The sequence below is a fragment of the Micromonospora sp. R311 genome (assembly GCF_056780015.1).
This window is the reverse complement of the sequence record NZ_JBSWCE010000007.1, coordinates 83,511-102,075: the sequence shown is the minus strand read 5'-3', so window position 1 is coordinate 102,075 and position 18,565 is coordinate 83,511. Positions and strand designations below refer to the sequence as shown.

Below are 18,565 nucleotides of genomic sequence, written 5' to 3'. Positions count from 1 at the left end.
CGCCCGGCGGTCAGTGGCCGCGAACACCGTCGTGCGGGGTGCGGCTGCGACCCAGCGCGTCCACCCGCCCCCACCGGCCGGGAATGTCGAGCAGCTCGACCCGGCCCATCCCCTCCGGCAGGGCCGGATCGATGATCAGGTGCTCGCCCTGCGGCTCCAGGCCGAGCATCACCCGGAGCAGCAGCAGCGGCGTCCCCGTCGACCAGGCCTGCGGGCTGCACGCGGTCGGGTACTCCACCGGGTACTGGGTGAGTTCGCGCTCGTAACCGGCGAAGGCCTCCGGCAGCCGCCCGTTGAAGAACCGGGACGCGGCCAGCATCGAGTCGCAGATCCGGCCGGCCTCCTCCCGGAACCCGTACCGCCACAGTCCCCAGGCGATGATTGAGTTGTCGAACGGCCACACGGTGCCGACGTGGTAGCCGATCGGGTTGTAGCGCCCCTGGTCGTCGGCGAGGGTCCGGACGCCCCAGCCCGAGAAGAGCCGCGGCCCGAGCAGGTGCTCGGCGATCCGACCGGCCCGGGACTCGTCGACGATGCCGCTCCACAGCAGGTGGCCGATGTTGGAGCTGAGCGCGTCGACGTGCCGCCCGTCGGCGTCCAGGGCGAGCGCGTAGTACTCCTTCTCCGGGATCCAGAAGTCCCGGTTGAACCGCTGCTTGAGCGCGGCCGCCTCGCGTTCCAGCCGTTCCGCGTACGCCGGGTCGCCCCAGATGGCGCGGGCCAGCCGGGCGCCGCGCATCTTCGCGTCGTAGGCGTACCCCTGCAGCTCGCAGGTGGCCCGGGGGAAGCCCGGCAGCCGGCCGTCGGCGTAGGAGATGGCGTCCCAGGAGTCCTTCCAGCACTGGTTGGGCAGGCCGGTCTCCTCGTTGCGGGTCTGGTACCAGATGTAGCCGGTGCCGAGCAGGTCCCCGTACGTGTCGATCCACTCCAGCGCGGCCCGGGCCGCCGACTCCAGTTGCTTCACCAGCTTCGCGTCGCCGGTCCACCGCTCGTACTCGTCGAGCAGGATCACGAAGAGCGGCGTCGCGTCGGCGGAGCCGTAGTACGGCGAGTGCGGCTGCTCCTCGAAGCCGGCCATCTCGCCGTAGCGCAGTTCGTGCAGGATCTTGCCCGGTTCCTCGTCGCGGAAGTCGTCCAACCGGTGCCCCTGGAGCCCGGCCAGGATCAGTGCCGTCGGCGGGATCAGCTCCGGCAGGTAGGGCAGCAGCTGGAGCGAGGTGATGATGCTGTCCCGGCCGAACAGGGTCATGAACCAGGGCAGCCCGGCCGCCAGCAGCCGGACGCCGAGCGCGATCGACTCGTAGCGCAGCGCCCCGACGTCGTTCAGGCTGCGCCGGTACGCCCCGGCCAGCGGCTCGCAGTCGCAGCCGAGCTTCGGCGCCTGCCTGATCAGCTCGTTCTGTTCGGCCTTGATGGCGGCCGCGCCGCGGCTGCCGCGGTACAGCGGCAGGTTGGACCGGATGTCCTCGCCCCGCGCCCCGTACACGACGGTGTTCACGTGTAGCCGCGTGGTCCACTCGTCGTGCGGGCCGATCATGACCCGGAAGGTCATGCCCGACACGTCGATCTGCCCGGGCGTGGTGGTGGTGATCACCGTCTCCCGGTGGAAGGCCTCCCGGCGGTAGGTCAACCGGAGCTCGTTACCGCTGACCGAGGCCGTGACGCGGCCGTGCTTCTGCCGTACGTTCTTGATCTCGAACAGGTCCGCGAAGTCGGCGCCCATGTCGACCCGGACGTTGAACTCCATCTCCCGGCCGGCGTGGTTGATCACGGTCAGCTCCTCGTCGAAGCTGCCGCCGATCGCCCGGCTCCGGATCACCGAGACCTTCGCGTCGAGGTAGTGGGTCGGCTCGCCGGGCACCAGGAAGAAGCGGGTGCGGTAGGACTCCGCGTCGTCGACGGAGAGCGCGTGCAGCCGTTCGCCGTCGAGGGTGAGCAGCCAGGTGGAGAGGAACCGGGTGTCGAAGGAGAAGAGCCCGGTGGGGTAGTCGAGGGAGGGTTCGATGTCGCCCCGGCGGTCACTGACCAGGAAGGTGTTGCCGTCCAGGATGCTGACCAGCGGCCTCACCTGAGCCGTCCGGCCTGCTTGCGGGCGACCTCCCGGGGGTCCCGGGTGCCGGGCGGGTTGGGGAAGAACCGCCGGAACGCCAGGAACAGAACCACGTTGCCGCTGAACGTGCTCTCGTTGCGCAGCACCGCGGAGACCCCCTGGGCGCGGCCGGTGACCAGCCGGTCGAAGAGGTCCTCGCTGCTGTACCAGATGGCGTCCGCCGGCCCCCGCTCCCGGCGCACCTCGATCGCGCCCGGCCGCATCCGCACCAGCCAGTGGTCGATCCGGTCGCCGTTGCTGAGTTCGATCTGAAGGGCGCCGCTGACCAGGCCGCGGAGGATCTCCGGGGCGCGTGCCGGCAGTGATTCGAAGAATCGCTCGGTCGCCTCGGCCACAACCGAATGGTAGGCATTGGACCGACTTGTCGGGCCGGTATCGCCGCTCCGTCGACCGGTCGTCACCAGGCCGGCGACGGCGTCGGGTCGGCCCGGTCAGTAGACCAGCGCCTGCGCCCCCTCGGCCATCGCCTCCTCGACGAAGACCGCCGCGCCCGCGATCCGTACGCCCGGCAGCACGTCGCCGGGGCCGATGTCCCGGCGGGCGGCGCACTGGGTGCAGGCGGTGACCGTGCCGGTGGTGAGGATCACGTGCAGCAGTTCGGCCAGCGGGGCCGAGTGCGGCAGCTCGAACTCCTGGGCCCGCCCGGGCAGCGCGAACCAGGTCGACTCGCCGGTCAGCCAGAGCGAGACGTCCACCCCGGCCGCGGCGGCGGTGGCGGCGACCGTGAACGCCTGGGCGCACCGTTCCGGGGCGTCGGCGCCGGCGGTGGCCTTGACGACGAGAGTGCGGGCCATGGCGCCAGCATAGGATGGCCGGGATGGTCACCGAGATCGGGTTCGTCAGCCTGCTGGTCGCCGGCCTGGGCGCGCTCGCCGGTGGCCTGGTCTACCTGGCGGTACGCATATCGAGAGGACGTTGGTGAGCGCGAGGAGTGAGCCGGGTCTGCGAGCCCCGCAGTCGCGAACGAAGGGGGTTCGGTGAGCGCGAGGAGTGAGCCGGGTCTGCGAGCCCCGCAGTCGCGAACGAAGGGGGTTCGGTGAGCGCGAGGAGTGAGCCGGGTCTGCGAGCCCCGCAGTCGCGAACGAAGGGGGTTCGGTGAGCGCGAGGAGTGAGCCGGGTCTGCGAGCCCCGCAGTCGCGAACGAAGGTGGTCCGGTGAGCGACGAGAACCCGTTGCAGCCGCCGCCGTGGCTGAACGCGCCGCCGGTCGACCCGTACCCGTACGAGGAGAGCCACGACCTGCGGGTCGGTCCCAAGCTGCACCCCACGCTGGACGGGCTGCTCCCGTACGTCGGGGTGTGGCGGGGCCGGGGCCGGGGCGGCTTCCCCACCATCGAGGACTTCGACTTCGCCCAGGAGATCAGGATCAGCCACGACGGCCGGCCCTTCCTGTTCTACGAGTCCCGGGCGTGGATCCTCGACGAGCAGAGCCGTCCGGTCCGTCCGGCCGGTCGGGAGGTCGGCTGGTGGCGCCCGGTGGTCAAGGACGACCGGGCCACCGACGAGCTGGAGGCGTTGATGACGACGCCGACCGGGGTGATGGAGCTCTACCTGGGCCGGCGCACCGGCACGCAGGTCGAGTTCGCCACCGACGCGGTGGTGCGTACCGCGACCGCCAAGGAGGTCACCGCCGGCCACCGCCTCTTCGGCATCGTCGAGGGCGCCCTGCTCTACGCCCAGGAGATGGCCGGCCTCGGCCACGGCCTCTCCCCGCACCTCTCCGCCCGCCTCACCCGCGTAGCCGGCTGACCCACCCACCCCCCGCTCCCCCCGGCCCCCCGCTCCCGCCGGTTGATCATGAGTTGACGTCGTCCGCCCCGGCGTGTCGTGACGCCAACTTCATGATCAACGAAGGTTGCCGGAGGGGAGGGGGAAGGAGAGCAGGGACTGGAGGGCGGGGGTGTGGGGAGAGGGTGGCAGCGTGGTGCCGTCGAGGGTGCGCAGTCGGGTGAGGCCGCGGACCGACGAGGTGAACCAGACTCCGTCGGCGGCGGTCAGCTCCGCGGGGGTGACCAGGCGTTCGGCCGCCGCCAGGCCGAGCTCGTGGGCGTGGGCGAGCAGCCAGGCGGCCGTGGTGCCGGGCAGGATGCCGGTGTCGGCGGCGGGCACCGTGCAGAGCGTGCCGCCGGTCAGCCAGACCACGTTGGCGGTGGGCCCCTCCAGGGCGTACCCGTCGGTGGAGACCCAGAGCACGTCGTCCACCCCGGCCCGCCGTGCCCACCGGCGGGCGGCGGTGCTCACCGCGTACGACGTCGACTTGATCCCGGCCGGCAGCCAGTCCAGGCCGGTGCGGGTCACGGCCGGCACCCCCAGCGGCAGCGTCGCCACGGTGATCCCGTCCCGGCGGGCGGCCCGCGCGGCGGCCGGCACCTCGGCCAGCGTGGCGTAGACGGTCGGCGGCCCGCCGTCCTCCGGCCCGCGGGTGCAGACCAGCCGCAGCGCGCCCTCCACCTCGGCGGGCCAGCCGGCACAGATCGTGTCCAGCAGGTCGACCAGCGCCGTGGTGGGCGGCAGCGCCAGCTCCACGGCCGCGGCGGCCCGGGCCAGCCGGGCCAGGTGTTCGTCGCGCAGCCACGGCCGGCCGCCCCGCAGGTGCATCGTCTCGAAGAGCCCGTCACCGCGCAGCACGCCCAGGTCGTCGCCGCGCAGCACCGGCTCCTCGGGCGGTAGGAGCCCCCGCCCGAGCACCGCCATCCTCGACGCCATGACCGCCGAGCGTAGCGGCGCGCCCGGCGGGCCGGGGGTCACCGTGGTTACCGAACTATGATCGGACGGTGTCCGAATCCTCCCTCGCGGAACTGCTCCGCGCCCGTGGGCTGCGGCTGACGGCGCAGCGGCAGCTGGTCCTCCAGGCGGTGCTGGACCTGGGGCACGCCACGCCGGAGCAGGTGCACAACGCCGTCCGGGAAGTGGCCGCGGGCGTCAACATCACCACCATCTACCGCACGCTGGAGCTGTTGGAACGGCTCGGCCTGGTGACCCACACCCACCTCTCGCACGGCTCGCCGACCTATCACGCGGCCGGCGAGGACCAGCACGTCCACCTGGTCTGCCGGGAGTGCGGCGCGATCGACGAGATCGATCCCGAGCTGCTGCGCCCGCTGGCCGACCAGTTGGCGGGCCAGCGCGGGTTCGGCGTGGACATCGGGCACGTGTCACTCTTCGGCGTCTGCGGCCGCTGTCAGAACGGGGACACGAAATGATCGACATCGCGGGAGCGGTGGCCGTCGAGAGCATCGACGAGGCCAGCCGGGACCAGCCCGAGCCGGCGCACGCCGCGGCGGGCGTCCGGGGGGTGGCCGCGCACTACGGCGACCCGATGCGGGAACAGCGGACGCTGGACACCGCGGTAGGCCTGGTCGACCGCTCGCACCGCGGGGTGATCGCGGTGCCGGGCGAGGAACGGATCGGCTGGCTGCACACCCTCACCACCCAGCACCTGGCGCAGCTGACCGCCTTCCAGGGCACCGAGCTGCTGGTGCTCTCCCCGCACGGGCACGTCGAGCAGCACGCCATGGTGACCGAGGACGGCGTCACCACCTGGCTGGACACCGAGCCGGGCGCCACCGAGGGGCTGCTGTCGTACCTGGAGAAGATGCGGTTCTTCAGCAGGGTCGAGCCACGCGACGTGACGCCCGACCACGCGCTGCTCTCCCTGGTCGGGCCGGAGGCCCCCGACGCGCTGGCCACGCTCGGCGTGACCGGGCTCGCCGAGCCCGACGTGGTCGCGGTGCCGGGCCCGAAGTTCCGCACGGGCTCGGTGCCGGCCCGGCCCACCGCGCGGTACGACGTCCGGCCGCTGCCGGTCGGCGGCTGGGCCCGGCGCGGCCCGCTCGGGGTGGACCTGCTGGTGCCCCGGGCCGCGATGGAGCAGGTGGTCGCGGAACTGCGCGGCGCCGGGGTGCCGGTCGCCGGCCTCTGGGCGTACGAGGCGATCCGGGTGGCCGCCCGCCGGGCCCGGGTGGGGGTGGACACCGACCACCGGACCATCCCGGCCGAGGTGGACCTGATCGCCCCGGCCGTGCACCTGGAGAAGGGCTGCTACCGGGGCCAGGAGACGGTGGCCCGGGTGCACAACATGGGCCGCCCGCCGCGCCGGCTCGTCCTGCTGCACCTGGACGGGGTCACCACCGACCAGCCGCCGGCCGCCGGCACGCCGGTGAGCCTGGACGGCCGGACGGTCGGCTTCGTCGGCACCGCGGTCCACCACCACGAGCTCGGCCAGGTCGCCCTCGCCGTGCTCAAGCGGAACGTGCCGGACGACGCCCGGCTGCTGGTCGGGGAGACGGCCGCCGCGATCGATCCGGCCTAGGACGGCTGGTAGCGAAAAGTTCTCTGCTTGGCGACGCGTAGGCCGGAAAAGTTCCGGTCGACTGGGCTCGGAGCCGCGGTCTAGGATCCCGGCATGACGACAGGGACGTTGATCACGGTTGCCCCCACCGGTGCGGAGTCGGCCAAGGCGGAGGTGCCCGCGCTGCCGGTGACCCTCGACGAGCTGCTGCTGACCGCCAAGGAGTGCGAGGCGCTCGGCGCCGCCGTGATCCACGTCCACATCCGCGACGACCAGGCCCGGCCGACCCTGGACCAGGGCCGGCTGCGGGAGACCGTGGCGGCGCTGCGGGAGAGCAGCGACCTGGTGGTGCAGCTCTCCTCGGGCGGCGCGGTGACCGACCCGGAGGCCGACCGGCTCGCCGTGCTGGACGCCGGCCCCGACATGGCCTCCTGCACCATGGGCACGGTCAACTTCGGCGACGACGTCTTCCTCAACCGCTGGGAGTTCATCGTCGGCCTGCACACCCGGATGCAGGAGCGGGGCATCGTGCCGGAGTACGAGATCTTCGACCTCGGCCACCTGACCGCCCTGCAACGCCTGCTCGGCAAGTACGGCCTGCCGGCCGGCGGGCACGTGCACGTCGACTTCGTGATGGGCGTGCCGGGCGGCATGCCGGGCACCACCGAGGCGCTGGTCGCCTGCCGCCAGGCGCTGCGGGACCTGCCCGAGGGCACCACCTTCTCGGCCACCGGCATCGGCCGCAGCACCATCCCGGTGATGCTGGCCTCGCTCTCCACCGGCGGGCACCTGCGGGTTGGCATGGAGGACACCGTCACGTACGCCAAGGGGCGCCCGGTGGAGTCCAACATGCAACTCGTCGCCCGGGCGGTCGGCTTCGCCCAGCTCGCCCAGCGCCCGCCGCTGACCACCGCCGAGGCCCGCGAGCTGCTCGGCGTGCCGGCCGCCGGACGGTAAGCGGCGCGCTCGCCGGCGCTCCTGTACACCGGGGCGCGGACGACCTGGTCACCCCGCCGCCCGGGGCCGTCCGGTCGTCGGTACCGTCCACGCTGTGGGAAAGACGTACGAGGGCGGTGCGCCGCTCGCCGAGGTGGTCCGGTCCGGTTTCGTGGAGGGCGTCCACCGCGGCTCGGTGGTGGTGCTCGACGCGACCGGGACGACGGTGGCCGGTGCGGGGGACGTGACCTCGCCGGTCTTCCCCCGCTCGTCGAACAAGCCGATGCAGGCGGTCGGGATGCTCCGTGCCGGCCTGCCACTCACCGACCCGGCCGACCTCGCGCTGGTCTCCGCGAGCCACGCCGGCGAGGAGTTCCACCTGGCCCGGGTCGGCGCGCTGCTGGCCCGCGCCGGGTTGGACGAGTCGGCGCTGCACTGCCCGCCGGACCTGCCCGTCGGTGAGGCGGCCCGGGCCGCCGTGCTGCGCGCCGGCGGCGGCCCTCGCCGGGTCCAGATGAACTGCTCCGGCAAGCACAGCGGGATGCTGCTGACCTGTGGCGCCGCCGGCTGGCCGCGGGACGGGTACTGGCGTCCGGAGCACCCGTTGCAGCAGTGCCTGCGGGACGCGGTCGAGGAGTTCACCGGCGAGCGGGCGGCGGCGGTCGGGGTGGACGGCTGCGGCGCCCCGGTGCTCGCCGTCTCGCTGACCGGGCTGGCCGGGGCGTACCTCCGGCTGGTCTCGGCCGAACCCGGCTCGGCGGCCCGGACGGTGGCCGACGCGATGCGCGCCCACCCGGAGATCGTCGGCGGCACCGAGGCGGACGACACCCGGCTGATGCGGGGCGTTCCCGGCCTGCTGGCCAAGGTGGGCGCCGAGGGGGTCATCGCGGCGGCGCTGCCCGGCGTCGGGGCGGTCGCCCTCAAGATCGACGACGGAGCGGCCCGGGCCCGGATGCCGGTGCTGGTCTCCGCGCTGCGCCGGCTCGGCGTGGCCGCGCCGGTGCTGGCCGAGTACGCCGAGCTGCCGCTGTTCGGCGGCGGCGTCCCGGTCGGCGCGGTCCGCCCGGTCTGGTGACCCGGGGCGGGCCCGGGGACGCGACTGGTCCGACCGGCGCAGGCCGGCGGGCCGGCTCAAGCCGGCGTGGGTCGGGGCGGGCGGCTCAGCGGAGGAAGTCGAGCAGGGCGGCGTTGACCGGCTCGGGGCGCTCCAGCGGAAGCAGGTGGGCGGCGTCGGGCACGTCGGGCAGGCGTACCGCGTCGGGCGCCTCGGCGGCGATCCGGTCGGCGAGCCGGCTGATGTCCGGCACGTCGGCCGCGCCGGCGGTGACCAGCACGGGCATCCGCAGCTCGGCGAGGCGGCCGATCGCCGGCGGGTCGAGTTCGGCCACGTCCACCGCGGAGAGCGCCAGCTCGGCGGCGAGGGCGCGCTGGTCCATCTCCCGGGCGAAGGCGAGCAGCTCCTGGTCCACCTCCTCCGGGCGGCGGCCGGGGCCGACCACCCAGAACCGCACCTCGGCGGCCGCGCTGGCCGCGAAGTCCTCCTGGTCGACCTCGCCCACCAGCTGGTCCCAGAGCTCGTTGGCCTGCTCGGACCATTCGTGACCGGAGATCGCGGTGCCGAACAGGGCGAGCGCGCCGACCCGCTCCGGGTGGGCCAGCGCGGTGTCGACCGCCACCGCGCCGCCGAAGGAACAGCCGACCAGGGCGGCCCGCGGCACGCCGAGCGCGTCCAGCAGCCCGACCACGTCGTCGTGGTGGGCGAAGGGGGCGGGCGGCAGCTCGGAGTCGCCGTAGCCGCGCAGGTCGAGCGCGATCACCCGGTGCCGCGCGGCCAGCGCGGCGATCTGCTCGCGCCACATCCGGCGGTCGGCGATGCCGGCGTGCAGCAGCACCACCGGCGTCCCGCTACCGGCCTCGTCGTACGCGAGCTGGGCGCCGTTCACCTCGATCTTGGTCACCGGAGGAAGGTACGCACGAGACGACCTGGACGCAACCACGTACTGAGACCCTGCTAACTCTGGCTAGCGCTTTGCTTGCAAGAGCTAGCAGCGCGGGCTAGCGTCGGGGTATGGCCACACCCAAGGACCTTCCCGACGTCGGCGGGTTCATTCGCGACCTGCGCCGCAACGCGAAGATCTCGCTGCGGCAGCTCGCCGAGCAGGCGGGGGTCAGCAACCCGTACCTCAGCCAGATCGAGCGCGGCCTGCGCAAGCCCAGCGCCGAGGTGCTCCAGCAGCTGGCCAGCGCGCTGCGGGTCTCCACGCCGGCGATGTACCTGCGGGCCGGGCTGCTCGACGACAAGGAGGGTCAGGGGGTGCTCGCGGCCATCGCGGCCGACCCCGACCTGACGATGGCGCAGAAGCAGTCGCTCAGCCAGATCTACGAGACGTTCCGCCGGGAGAACGCGCGGCTCGCCGAGGCGACCGCCGCGGCCGCCGGCGCCGAGGCCACCGGCACCGAGGCGGCCGCACCCGGCGAGACCCCGCGGCCGTCCGCGCCCGCGTCGGCCGAGTCGGCGCCCGCCCTGGTCAACCCGACCGCCACCGGCCCCACCACCGAGGCGGGCACGCCGACCGAGGCCGTCATCGAGTCGGTCGCCGTCACCGAGGCCGGCGCCGCTCCCGCACCGACCCCCGAGAAGGAGGCCGCCCCCGGGGCGGCCCGGAAGGCCGCCGAGGCGGCCGAAGAGGAGAAGTCATGACCCAGCCGAAGACCAACCGCATTCCGGCCCCGATCTACGCCGCCGCCGGCGCCGGCGAGCTGGCCATCCAGCAGCTGCGCAAGCTCCCCGCGGTCTTCAGCGACCTCGGCACGAAGGTCGTCGCCGACCTCGGTGGCAAGGCCGTCGTCACCGGCTTCGAGCTGCGCCAGAAGGCCAACGAGACGCTGCGTACCGCGAACCAGACCGCTGGCAGCCTGCGCGAGAAGGCCGTCCCGGCCGACCTGGACCTGAACCGGCTGCGCGAGGTCGCCGACCTCGACCGGCTGCGCGAGGTCGCCGACCTGGACAAGCTGCGCGCGGCGGCCACCCGCAACGCCGCCGTCGTGGTGGCCGGCGCCCAGGCCGCCCAGGAGCGGGCGCTGGCCGCGTACGGCGCGCTGGTGGCCCGGGGCGAGCGGGTGGTCGGTGCCGGCGTGCTCGAGGCCGCCGACACGGTGAACGCCGACATCGAGGCGACCGAGGCCGCCGAGCCGGCCGCCGCCGCGAAGCCGGCCGCGCCCGCCGCCGAGGTGCCGACCCCGGCCGAGGTGGCCGAGGTCGTCGAGGCCAAGCCGGCCGCCGCGAAGAAGGCCACCCGGGCCGCCAAGGCCACCACGAAGGCCGCGAAGCCGGCCGCCACCCCGTCGGCGAAGCTGCCCCGGGCCACCAAGCGGACCCGCCCGGCCGCCGAATGATCCGCTGAGCCGGCGACCCCGGAGGCGTCCTTGTCGGACGTTTCCGGGGTCGCCGGCATAAGCTTGCCCTCATGGCCAACGCCGCGCCGATCTTCGCCTTCGAAGTCCGCTACGTGATCGAGCTGATCCTGCTCGTCTTCGCGCTGATCATCCAGGGCGTCGCGCTGGTGCACGCCATCACCCAGCGATCCGACGCCTTCCCCGCCATCGGCACGCTGCCCAAGGGCGGCTGGATCGCCATCCTGGCGGTCTGCCTGGTGCTGACCCTGCTCGGGTTCGGCCCGATCAGCCTCTTCGGACTGATCGGCATCGCGGCCGCGCTCATCTACCTGCTCGACGTCCGGGTCGGGCTGCGCGACCTCAGCGACGGCAAAGGGTTCTGGTGAGAGGCTTCCGCTGGCCACCCCCGCCGGACGGCGGGCCCCGCACCTGGGGTCCGGGGCCGGGCGGTCCGCGTACCGGGCGGCCGGCCCTGCCCGAACCGGAGACCGAGCTGGTCGCCACGCCACACGGCGTACGGCTGGAACGGCTGGTCACCGGGACCGGTGACCCGGTCACCGTGTTCGCCCACGGCCTGGCCAACGGCATCGCCACCACCCGGCCGTTCGGCAGCGGCGTCACCGGCCGCAAGCTCTTCTTCCAGTTCCGCGGGCACGGCCGCTCCGACGCGCCACCCGGGCCGTGGAGCTACCTCGACCTCGCCCGCGACCTGCGGGCGGTCGCCGACCTCGGCGGCGCCACCCGGGCCTTCGGTGCGAGCCTCGGCGCGGGTGCGCTCTGCCGGCTGCTCGTCGAGAGCCCGGAACGGTTCGAGCGGTTGGTCTTCTTCCTGCCGGCGGTGCTCGACCGGCCGCGTGGCGAGGTCGCCCGGGCCCGGCTGACCGCGCTGCTCGACGCGGTGGAGAGTGGCGACGCCTCGGCGGTCGCCGAGGTGGTCTCGGTGGAGCTGCCCCCGGGCGTGCGCAACACTCCCGCCGGCTGGGCGTACCTGCGCCAGCGGCTGGACCAGCTGCTCCGCGACGGGCTCGCCCCCGGGCTGGCCAGCCTGCCCGAGCAGGTGCCGTTGCGCGACGCCGGAGCGCTGGCCGCGGTGACCGCGCCCGTCCTGGTGATCGGGTGCGCCGGCGACGACCTGCACCCGGTGGAGGTGGCCGAGCAGCTCGCGGCCGCGCTGCCGGCGGCCACCCTGCACGTGTACGACCGGCCCGGCGTGCTCTGGACCGAACGCGCCGACCTGCGGTCGCGGATATCCGCCTTCCTCAACGAGTAACCTGCCCTGTCATGGGCGTCACACACCACGGACGTACGCACCGGCTGGACCTCGCCGACCCGACCCTGCGGGAGTGGCGGTGCACGGTGCTGCACGCCGACCCGGAGCAGGGCATCGTGCTCGACCGGTCGGCGTTCTACCCGGGCGGCGGCGGCCAGCCGCCGGACCACGGCGTACTGCTCTGGCAGGGGGTGCAGACCCGGATCGTCGGCACCCGCAAGGGCGACGACCTCTGGCTGATCCCGGCCGAGGGTGACCCGCTGCCGCCGGCCGGCACCCCGGTGACCGGCGCGGTCGCCGACGAGCGGCGCACCCGCCTGATGCGCACCCACTCGGGGCTGCACGTGCTCTGCGGCGTCGTGTTCCGCGACTTCGGCGCGCTGGTCACCGGCGGCAACATGGAACCGGGTGAGGCCCGGATGGACTTCAACCTGCCCGAGGTGCCACCCGACTTCAAGAGCCGGATTGAGGAACTGGTCAACGCCGAGGTGGCCGCCGACCGGGCGGTGGCCGTCCGGGTGCTGCCCCGGGCCGAGGCGCTCGCCCTGCCGGACATCATCCGCACCCAGTCCAACCTGATCCCGCCGGACGAGCAGGAGGTCCGGATCGTCGACATCGTCGGCCTGGACGTGCAGGCCGACGGCGGCACGCACGTCGCCTCGACCGCGCAGATCGGCAAGGTGCAGGTGGTGAAGGTGGAGAGCAAGGGCCGGGCCAACCGCCGGGTCCGGGTACGCCTGGTGGACTGACCGGTCTCCCGGCGCCGGGACACCCCGGCGCCGGGAGGTCACCGGCTCACACCAGGTCGATCCGTTCCCGCTCGACCGGATAGCCGGCCCGGGCGAAGGCGGCCGCCATCGGGTGGTTGGTCTGGTCGGTGGCCGCCACGATCACCTCCACCCCCGCCTCGACGAGCAGGTGGGTGGCCTCGACCAGCAGGTCGTACGCGTAGCCGTGCCCGCGCTGCCCGGGAACCACGCCGACGAAGCCGACGATCGGATCGCTGTGGTTGCGCGCCGGCACGGTGATGCCGACCAGTTCGCCCTCGGGCGTCCAGGCCAGCCGCCACCAGTCGCGCGGGCTCGGCAGCCAGCGCAGCAGGTCCAGTTCCTCCCGCGCCGCCGCGTCCGGCCCGTGCTCGGTGGCGGTGTGCCGGGTGTGCGCGTCGAGGCTTCCCTCGCCCACCCGGCGCAGCACGTCGAGGATCACCGCGTCGTCCGGTTCCGGGCGGAACTCCAGCCGGCCGGGTCGGGCGGGCAGCCCGCACTCCGGCGTCCAGCGGTACCGGTACCGCTCGACCAGTGGTGCCATGCCGGCGTCGATCGCGGCGTCGATCCGGGCCTGCGCCTCCGCGCGGACCGCCGGGTCGTCCCGCCAGCCGGGCGGCAGGGAGAGCGAGTACTCGGCCCGCAGCGGCGCGGTGCGCAGCAGCCGGACCGCGGCCTCGCGGTCGGTGAAGTCGAACCAGTCGAGGGCCAGCGGCGATTCGTCGTCCGGCCCGCCCCACCAGGCGGCCCGGGCCACCACGGTGCCGGCGCGCAGGGCGACCCAGCTCCACTCGGGACGGTACTGGCCGGCCGCGGCCATCTCGGAGTAGGTGTCGCCGAAGGCGGCGCGCCCGACCAGCTTGGTGTGCGGCAGGGAGTCGAACAGTGCTTCCTCGCCCGCGGTGAGCGGGCGGATGACCAGGTCGGTCATGGGATCCTTCCGGGTTTCGTGCTCCCGGCTCAGGACCGTGGCGCCCTCGTGACCGGGCGGGAGCACAACGATGTCGTGGACACGGTGCTCACCTCCCTTCCCGTCGACGAGGGCGTGCGGGGACGCTACCAGGCGGCCGTGGTGGCCCGTCAAACCGATTTACCCGCCCCGCGCGCAGGACGCCTCCACGGCGTCCGCCGCCGACAGCCGGCGGCCGGGCGGGTCAGCGTCCGGTCACCTCCGGCGGCAGGTGGGCGGCGCGGACGTCGAGCAGCCAGCGCTCGACCGTGGCCTCGTCCGGCCGGTCCGGCAGCGGGGTGCGGATCCGGTCGAAGTCCCGCTCGGCGTCGGCCAGCAGCGCCCGGGCCTCGTCCAGTTCGCCGCCGGCGACCCGTTCGCCGAACGCCCGGAACCACTCCGGGTCGGCGAGCCGGATCTCCAGCACCCCGGTGGCGTAGAGCAGCCGGCCCTGGTGCACCAGCCGGGCCAGGTGCCGGGCGTGCTTGGCGGTCCGGCGCCGGGTGTCGGCGGAGAACGTGCCGTCGCCGCGCGACTCCAGCCTGCGGAACTGCCGGCCGGCGTAGCCCAGATACGCGTCGCGGACCCGGGGCGCGCTGAGGAAGGCCGCGCGGATGCCGATCAGCCGTTCGCCGAACTCCGTCCGGGTCTCGTAGCAGTCGTCCGGCAGCCACATCAGCTCGGTGGCGGTCGGGTTGCCGCTCAATCCCAGCTTCGCGTACTTCGCGGCCTCGTGCAGGGTGACGTCCGGGTCGGTGGTGACCACCGACTCGCGGGGCGGGTGCAGGCCGTGGAAGGCGACCGTGGGCGCCGCGAACACGCCGATCCGGTCCACGTCCGAACCGGGCCGGGCCAGCCCGTACGCGACCGAGCCGACGATGCCGGCGAGCAGCAGGTGCATGCCGGCGAGCATGACGGATGACACCCGGTGCGCCAAACCCGACTTCGGCTGTCAGGTATTGCTGACACGCTGGCCGCATGACGAAACCGCTGACAGGAAAGATCGCGCTGGTGGCCGGCGCGAGCCGCGGCGCCGGGCGGCAGATCGCGGTGCAGCTCGGCGCGGCCGGGGCCACCGTCTACGCCACCGGGCGCAGCAGCCGGGCCGGCCGGTCGGAGATGGACCGGCCGGAGACCATCGAGGAGACCGCCGAGCTGGTCACCGCGGCCGGCGGCGAGGGTGTCCCGGTCGTGGTCGACCACCTGGTCCCCGAGCAGGTCCGCGACCTGGTGGCCCGGATCGACGCCGAGCGTGGCCGGCTGGACGTGCTGGTCAACGACATCTGGGGCAGCGATCCGCTGATCACCTGGGAGAAGCCGGTCTGGGAGCAGCCGCTGGAGGCCGGCTTCCGGACGTTGCGGCTGGCGGTCGACACGCACATCATCACCAGTCACTTCGCGCTGCCGCTGCTGATCCGCCGTCCCGGCGGGCTGGTGGTGGAGATCGGCGACGGCACGAAGGAGTACAACGACGCCAACTACCGGCTCTCGGTCTTCTACGACCTGGCGAAGGTCTCGGTGAACCGGCTCGCGGCGAGTTGGGCGCACGAGCTGAAGCCGCACGGTTGCACCTCGGTCGCGCTCACCCCGGGCTGGCTGCGGTCGGAGTCGATGCTGGAGCTCTTCGGCGTAACCGAGGAGAACTGGCGGGACGCCCTGGACAAGCAACCGCACTTCGCCATCTCGGAGTCGCCGGCGTTCGTCGGCCGCGCGGTCGCCGCGCTGGCCGCCGACGAGGACCGGGCCCGGTGGAACGGGCGGTCGGTGTCCAGCGGCGAGCTGGCCAAGGTGTACGGCTTCACCGACCTCGACGGCAGCCAGCCGGACGCCTGGCGCTACCTGGTGGAGGTGCAGGACCCCGGCAAGCCGGCCGACGTCACCGGCTACCGCTGACCGGTGCCGTCGTGCCCGGCCGCGGCACCCGGCGAGGGCGGAGGTGACCCCGCGTAGCGGGCGACGGTACGGGCCGCGGCGTCGGCGAGCCACGCCCGCAGGCCGGGCGGGTCGAGCACCTCCACCTCCGGCCCCAGCCCCAGCAACTGGGTGTACGCCACCTCGACGGACTCGACGGGCAGCCGGGTCACCACCCAGCCCTCTCCGTCGGGTTCCCCGGCGGCGGCCACCGCCTCCTCGTACGCGAAGGGGGCGTCGGCGGCGTGCCGGAGCCGGCGCAGGCCGGCGGGGCTGAGCCGGACGGTGATCCGGTCCCGCAGCATGCTCCGCAGGAACGCCTCGGCCTGCTCCCGCCAGTACCCGGCCAGGTCGAAGCGCTCGTCCCGGTCGAAGGTCTCCGCCCGCACCTCGACGGCGGTGACCCGGTCCACCCGGTACGTCCGGTACCCGTCGTCGACCCGGCCGACCAGGTACCAGGTGCCGCTCTTGAGCACCAGGCCGTAGGGGGACAGCTCCCGGGTGACCTCCCGGTCGCCGCGCCGGTAGCGCAGCTCGACCACCCGGTCGCGCCAGACCGCGCCGGCCAGCTCGCTCAGCCACCGCGGCGGCCCGGTCTCCCGGAACCAGCCCGGCACGTCCAGGTGGAACCGCTGCCCGGTGCGGGCCGGCGCGTCCCGCAGCGCCGGCGGGAGCGCGGCCAGCACCTTCAGCTCGGCGGCCGCGACCGCGTCGGCGAGGCCCATGTCGCCGGCCGGGCCGGGCAGCCCGGCCAGGAAGAGCGCCTCCGCCTCGTCCCGGGTCAGCCCGGTCAGCCGGGTCCGGTAGCCGCCGAGCAACCGGTAGCCGCCGGCCCGGCCCCGGTCGGCGTAGACCGGCACGCCGGCGGCGGAGAGCGCCAGCACGTCACGGTAGACCGTCCGCTCGGAGACCTCCAGCTCCCGGGCCAGCTCCGCGGCGGTCATCGTCTCCCGCGCCTGGAGCAGCAGGACCAGGGAGATCAACCGGGACGCGCGCACCCGTCCATCCTGCCCCGGCGGCGCTCAGCGCCCGCCGGGGGTGAGCAGGCCCCGGTCGTACGCGGCGGCCACCGCGGCGGCCCGGTCGTTGACCCCGAGCTTGGCGTAGACGTGCAGCAGGTGGGTCTTCACCGTGGCCTCGCTGATGAACAGCCGGGCGGCCGCCTCCCGGTTGGACGAGCCCTTCGCCACCAGGGTGAGCACCTCCAGCTCGCGCTGGCTCAGCGGCTCCTCGGCGGGCCCGCGGAGCCGCCCCATCAGCCGGCCGGCCACGCTGGGGGAGAGCACCGCCTCACCCCGCGCGGCGGCCCGCACCGCCCGGACCAGCTCGTCGCGGGGCGCGTCCTTGAGCAGGTAGCCGGTGGCGCCGGCCTCGATCGCCGGCAGCACGTCGGCGTCCGTGTCGTAGGTGGTGAGCACCAGCACCCGGGCGCTGCTGCCGGCCCGGGCCAGCCGGCCGATCGCGGTCACCCCGTCCATCCCGGGCATCCGCAGGTCCATCAGCACCACGTCGGGGTGCAGGTGGGCGGCGAGCGCGAGCGCCTCGGCCCCTTCGCCGGCCTCGCCCACCACCTCGAAGCCGGGGTCGCCGGTGAACATGCCGCGCAACCCGTCCCGCACCACCGGGTGGTCGTCGACGATCAGCAGCCGGACCGGGGCGGTCAACCGGCACCTCCGGGAAGTGCGGGCACGGACGCCGAGACGGCGGTGCCGCCGCCCGGCTCACTTTCGACGGCCAGCTCGCCGCCGACCCCGGCCACCCGCTGCCGCATGACCGTCAGCCCGTAGCCGCCGTCCGGCCGGCGGGGGGCGGGCGGATCGGTGACCGCGAAGCCCACCCCGTCGTCCCGGACGTCCAGGGTGACCACGTCGCCCATGTACGACAGGGTCAGCCCGACCCGGGACGCCTTCGCGTGCCGGGCCACGTTGGACAGCGCCTCCTGGGCGGCGCGCAGCAGGGTCACCTCGACCTCCGGGTGCAGCGGGCGCGCCTCGCCGGTGACGCTGACGTCGGCGCGGACCTCGTTGATCGTCGACCAGCGCCCGGTCAGCTCGGCGATCGCCTCGGGCAGCCGGGCGGCCTCCAGCGCCCCGGGGCGGACCGCCCGCACCGAGCGGCGCGCCTCGGTGAGGCTCTCCCGGGCCAGGGCGACCGCGGTGTCCACGTGCCGCTGCCAGTCGGACCGGCGGTCCCGGGCCTGCCCGGCGGCCTCCAGCTGGGTGATGATGCCGGTGAGGCCCTGGGCCAGGGTGTCGTGGATCTCCCGGGCCATCCGCTGCCGCTCGTCGGTCACCCCGGCTTCCCGCGCCTGGGTGAGCAGTTGGGCGTGCAGCCCCTCGTTCTCCCGCATCGTCTCGGCCAGCCGGCGGTTCGTCTCGGCCAGCTCCTCGACCAGCCGCTTGCGGTTGGTGTTCTGCCGGTCGGTGATGGTGCCGAACCAGGTCACCCCGCCGGCCACGCCCACGTTGAACAGCACGAGCACGCACCAGAGCAGCCAGTGCGACAGTGAGGACGGCAGGCCCGCGCTCTGCGCGGTGGCCACCAGCACGGCCGACGCGGCCACCCCGGCGAACCGCCAGTTGCCGGGCAGCACGAACGTGTGCAGGAAACCGGCCCAGGCGAAGAAGCCGTACCACGGGCTGCCCAGCACCAGCACGGTGGCGAACGCGAGCAGCCCGAGGTAGTAGACCGCCATCAGCGTGCGCCGGGTCACCCAACCGGGGTGCAGGTTGACGAACCAGGCGACCCAGCAGGCCGCGGCCGCGCCGACGAGCAGGTGATGGGCCAGCGGGAGGGCTCCGGGCGCCGGCGCGGCGGTGGTCAGCAGTGCCCCGACGGCCAGCCCCACGTAGGGCACCACCCGGTGGAGCCCCGCCTCCCGGGCCTCCCAGGCGGCCAGCCGGTCGACCTGCTCGGCGGTGCTGGTCATCGGACCC

Annotated in this window: 22 protein-coding genes; 12 read left to right on the top strand and 10 right to left on the bottom strand. The window is 74.3% G+C overall.

What is annotated here, in order from left to right:
- Positions 1 to 10: 10 nt before the first annotated feature.
- From AC1WTP_RS07910 to AC1WTP_RS07900, 3 genes are all read right to left on the bottom strand, one after another.
- On the bottom strand, positions 11 to 2,068 hold the full coding sequence (locus tag AC1WTP_RS07910) for an amylo-alpha-1,6-glucosidase (protein ID WP_481648559.1): 2,058 nt from the start codon (positions 2,066 to 2,068) through the stop codon (positions 11 to 13).
- Complete coding sequence (locus AC1WTP_RS07905) at positions 2,065 to 2,445, bottom strand: SCP2 sterol-binding domain-containing protein (protein WP_481648558.1); 381 nt, start codon at positions 2,443 to 2,445, stop codon at positions 2,065 to 2,067. The genes AC1WTP_RS07910 and AC1WTP_RS07905 overlap by 4 nt, the downstream gene beginning before the upstream one ends.
- A gap of 96 nt (positions 2,446 to 2,541) precedes the next feature.
- Positions 2,542 to 2,904, bottom strand: a complete 363-nt coding sequence (locus AC1WTP_RS07900) for a DsrE family protein (protein ID WP_109898117.1) — start codon at positions 2,902 to 2,904, stop codon at positions 2,542 to 2,544.
- 23 nt (positions 2,905 to 2,927) lie between these two features.
- Here AC1WTP_RS07900 and mtfM point away from each other — a divergent pair, with 23 nt between their 5' ends.
- Both mtfM and AC1WTP_RS07890 read left to right on the top strand, forming a co-directional pair.
- Positions 2,928 to 3,032 (top strand): small membrane protein MtfM, encoded by a 105-nt coding sequence (gene mtfM, locus AC1WTP_RS07895; RefSeq protein ID WP_267897534.1) that lies wholly within the window; start codon positions 2,928 to 2,930, stop codon positions 3,030 to 3,032.
- Between the two features lie 232 nt (positions 3,033 to 3,264).
- Positions 3,265 to 3,858 (top strand): heme-binding beta-barrel domain-containing protein, encoded by a 594-nt coding sequence (locus AC1WTP_RS07890; RefSeq protein WP_481648557.1) that lies wholly within the window; start codon positions 3,265 to 3,267, stop codon positions 3,856 to 3,858.
- 96 nt (positions 3,859 to 3,954) lie between these two features.
- Here the strand turns inward: AC1WTP_RS07890 and AC1WTP_RS07885 are convergent, their stop codons facing one another.
- Positions 3,955 to 4,815, bottom strand: coding sequence for an aminotransferase class IV (locus AC1WTP_RS07885; RefSeq protein ID WP_481648556.1), 861 nt, complete (start codon positions 4,813 to 4,815; stop codon positions 3,955 to 3,957).
- A gap of 68 nt (positions 4,816 to 4,883) precedes the next feature.
- On the opposite strand from AC1WTP_RS07885, the gene AC1WTP_RS07880 reads away from it, so the two are divergent.
- The 4 genes from AC1WTP_RS07880 to AC1WTP_RS07865 all read left to right on the top strand — a co-directional run bounded on the left by AC1WTP_RS07880 (position 4,884) and on the right by AC1WTP_RS07865 (position 8,411).
- Positions 4,884 to 5,312 (top strand): Fur family transcriptional regulator, encoded by a 429-nt coding sequence (locus AC1WTP_RS07880; RefSeq protein ID WP_481648555.1) that lies wholly within the window; start codon positions 4,884 to 4,886, stop codon positions 5,310 to 5,312.
- Positions 5,309 to 6,421 carry a CAF17-like 4Fe-4S cluster assembly/insertion protein YgfZ gene (gene ygfZ / locus AC1WTP_RS07875; RefSeq protein ID WP_481648554.1) on the top strand — a complete coding sequence of 371 codons (1,113 nt, stop codon included), beginning with the start codon at positions 5,309 to 5,311 and terminating at the stop codon, positions 6,419 to 6,421. The genes AC1WTP_RS07880 and ygfZ overlap by 4 nt, the downstream gene beginning before the upstream one ends.
- A gap of 93 nt (positions 6,422 to 6,514) precedes the next feature.
- Positions 6,515 to 7,357 carry a beta-keto acid cleavage family enzyme gene (locus AC1WTP_RS07870; RefSeq protein WP_481648553.1) on the top strand — a complete coding sequence of 281 codons (843 nt, stop codon included), beginning with the start codon at positions 6,515 to 6,517 and terminating at the stop codon, positions 7,355 to 7,357.
- Positions 7,358 to 7,451: 94 nt separating this feature from the next.
- Positions 7,452 to 8,411 (top strand): asparaginase, encoded by a 960-nt coding sequence (locus AC1WTP_RS07865; RefSeq protein WP_481648552.1) that lies wholly within the window; start codon positions 7,452 to 7,454, stop codon positions 8,409 to 8,411.
- A gap of 85 nt (positions 8,412 to 8,496) precedes the next feature.
- Here the strand turns inward: AC1WTP_RS07865 and AC1WTP_RS07860 are convergent, their stop codons facing one another.
- Positions 8,497 to 9,294, bottom strand: coding sequence for an alpha/beta fold hydrolase (locus tag AC1WTP_RS07860; RefSeq protein WP_481648551.1), 798 nt, complete (start codon positions 9,292 to 9,294; stop codon positions 8,497 to 8,499).
- Between the two features lie 110 nt (positions 9,295 to 9,404).
- On the opposite strand from AC1WTP_RS07860, the gene AC1WTP_RS07855 reads away from it, so the two are divergent.
- The 5 genes from AC1WTP_RS07855 (at position 9,405) to AC1WTP_RS07835 (ending at position 12,751) form a co-directional block, all read left to right on the top strand.
- Entirely contained in the window at positions 9,405 to 10,037 is a 633-nt protein-coding gene (locus AC1WTP_RS07855; protein WP_481648550.1) for a helix-turn-helix domain-containing protein, read from the top strand.
- Positions 10,034 to 10,732: a hypothetical protein gene (locus AC1WTP_RS07850; protein WP_481648549.1), complete on the top strand. Its 699-nt coding sequence runs from the start codon at positions 10,034 to 10,036 to the stop codon at positions 10,730 to 10,732. Before AC1WTP_RS07855 ends, AC1WTP_RS07850 begins: the two co-directional genes overlap by 4 nt.
- 71 nt (positions 10,733 to 10,803) lie before the next feature.
- Positions 10,804 to 11,118 carry a DUF2516 family protein gene (locus AC1WTP_RS07845; protein WP_124820335.1) on the top strand — a complete coding sequence of 105 codons (315 nt, stop codon included), beginning with the start codon at positions 10,804 to 10,806 and terminating at the stop codon, positions 11,116 to 11,118.
- Entirely contained in the window at positions 11,115 to 12,002 is an 888-nt protein-coding gene (locus AC1WTP_RS07840; protein WP_481648548.1) for an alpha/beta fold hydrolase, read from the top strand. Before AC1WTP_RS07845 ends, AC1WTP_RS07840 begins: the two co-directional genes overlap by 4 nt.
- Before the next feature lie 11 nt (positions 12,003 to 12,013).
- Positions 12,014 to 12,751, top strand: coding sequence for an alanyl-tRNA editing protein (locus tag AC1WTP_RS07835; protein WP_481648547.1), 738 nt, complete (start codon positions 12,014 to 12,016; stop codon positions 12,749 to 12,751).
- Positions 12,752 to 12,797: 46 nt separating this feature from the next.
- On the opposite strand, the gene AC1WTP_RS07830 is transcribed toward AC1WTP_RS07835, so the two are convergent.
- On the bottom strand, positions 12,798 to 13,700 hold the full coding sequence (locus AC1WTP_RS07830; protein ID WP_481648546.1) for a GNAT family N-acetyltransferase: 903 nt from the start codon (positions 13,698 to 13,700) through the stop codon (positions 12,798 to 12,800).
- Between the two features lie 223 nt (positions 13,701 to 13,923).
- Positions 13,924 to 14,619 carry a nucleotidyltransferase domain-containing protein gene (locus tag AC1WTP_RS07825; RefSeq protein WP_481648651.1) on the bottom strand — a complete coding sequence of 232 codons (696 nt, stop codon included), beginning with the start codon at positions 14,617 to 14,619 and terminating at the stop codon, positions 13,924 to 13,926.
- A gap of 77 nt (positions 14,620 to 14,696) precedes the next feature.
- Between AC1WTP_RS07825 and AC1WTP_RS07820 the strand changes: the two genes are divergently transcribed.
- On the top strand, positions 14,697 to 15,611 hold the full coding sequence (locus AC1WTP_RS07820; protein ID WP_481648545.1) for an SDR family oxidoreductase: 915 nt from the start codon (positions 14,697 to 14,699) through the stop codon (positions 15,609 to 15,611).
- Here AC1WTP_RS07820 and AC1WTP_RS07815 read toward each other — a convergent pair.
- The 3 genes from AC1WTP_RS07815 to AC1WTP_RS07805 are packed head-to-tail and all read right to left on the bottom strand — an operon-like array spanning position 15,602 to position 18,558.
- Entirely contained in the window at positions 15,602 to 16,627 is a 1,026-nt protein-coding gene (locus AC1WTP_RS07815) for a helix-turn-helix transcriptional regulator (protein WP_481648544.1), read from the bottom strand. The genes AC1WTP_RS07820 and AC1WTP_RS07815 overlap by 10 nt on opposite strands.
- 24 nt (positions 16,628 to 16,651) lie before the next feature.
- On the bottom strand, positions 16,652 to 17,293 hold the full coding sequence (locus AC1WTP_RS07810) for a response regulator (protein ID WP_481648543.1): 642 nt from the start codon (positions 17,291 to 17,293) through the stop codon (positions 16,652 to 16,654).
- Complete coding sequence (locus AC1WTP_RS07805; protein WP_481648542.1) at positions 17,290 to 18,558, bottom strand: sensor histidine kinase; 1,269 nt, start codon at positions 18,556 to 18,558, stop codon at positions 17,290 to 17,292. Before AC1WTP_RS07805 ends, AC1WTP_RS07810 begins: the two co-directional genes overlap by 4 nt.
- Positions 18,559 to 18,565: the final 7 nt, after the last annotated feature.

What these genes read in the sequence shown, in the direction of transcription:
- AC1WTP_RS07900 (WP_109898117.1), bottom strand. Translation starts at nt 2,904, where the DNA reads ATGGCCCGCACTCTCGTCGTCAAGGCCACCGCCGGCGCCGACGCCCCG.
- mtfM (WP_267897534.1), top strand. Translation starts at nt 2,928, where the DNA reads ATGGTCACCGAGATCGGGTTCGTCAGCCTGCTGGTCGCCGGCCTGGGC.
- AC1WTP_RS07885 (WP_481648556.1), bottom strand. Translation starts at nt 4,815, where the DNA reads ATGGCGTCGAGGATGGCGGTGCTCGGGCGGGGGCTCCTACCGCCCGAG.
- ygfZ (WP_481648554.1), top strand. Translation starts at nt 5,309, where the DNA reads ATGATCGACATCGCGGGAGCGGTGGCCGTCGAGAGCATCGACGAGGCC.
- AC1WTP_RS07870 (WP_481648553.1), top strand. Translation starts at nt 6,515, where the DNA reads ATGACGACAGGGACGTTGATCACGGTTGCCCCCACCGGTGCGGAGTCG.
- AC1WTP_RS07855 (WP_481648550.1), top strand. Translation starts at nt 9,405, where the DNA reads ATGGCCACACCCAAGGACCTTCCCGACGTCGGCGGGTTCATTCGCGAC.
- AC1WTP_RS07850 (WP_481648549.1), top strand. Translation starts at nt 10,034, where the DNA reads ATGACCCAGCCGAAGACCAACCGCATTCCGGCCCCGATCTACGCCGCC.
- AC1WTP_RS07845 (WP_124820335.1), top strand. Translation starts at nt 10,804, where the DNA reads ATGGCCAACGCCGCGCCGATCTTCGCCTTCGAAGTCCGCTACGTGATC.
- AC1WTP_RS07835 (WP_481648547.1), top strand. Translation starts at nt 12,014, where the DNA reads ATGGGCGTCACACACCACGGACGTACGCACCGGCTGGACCTCGCCGAC.
- AC1WTP_RS07830 (WP_481648546.1), bottom strand. Translation starts at nt 13,700, where the DNA reads ATGACCGACCTGGTCATCCGCCCGCTCACCGCGGGCGAGGAAGCACTG.
- AC1WTP_RS07825 (WP_481648651.1), bottom strand. Translation starts at nt 14,619, where the DNA reads ATGCACCTGCTGCTCGCCGGCATCGTCGGCTCGGTCGCGTACGGGCTG.
- AC1WTP_RS07820 (WP_481648545.1), top strand. Translation starts at nt 14,697, where the DNA reads ATGACGAAACCGCTGACAGGAAAGATCGCGCTGGTGGCCGGCGCGAGC.
- AC1WTP_RS07805 (WP_481648542.1), bottom strand. Translation starts at nt 18,558, where the DNA reads ATGACCAGCACCGCCGAGCAGGTCGACCGGCTGGCCGCCTGGGAGGCC.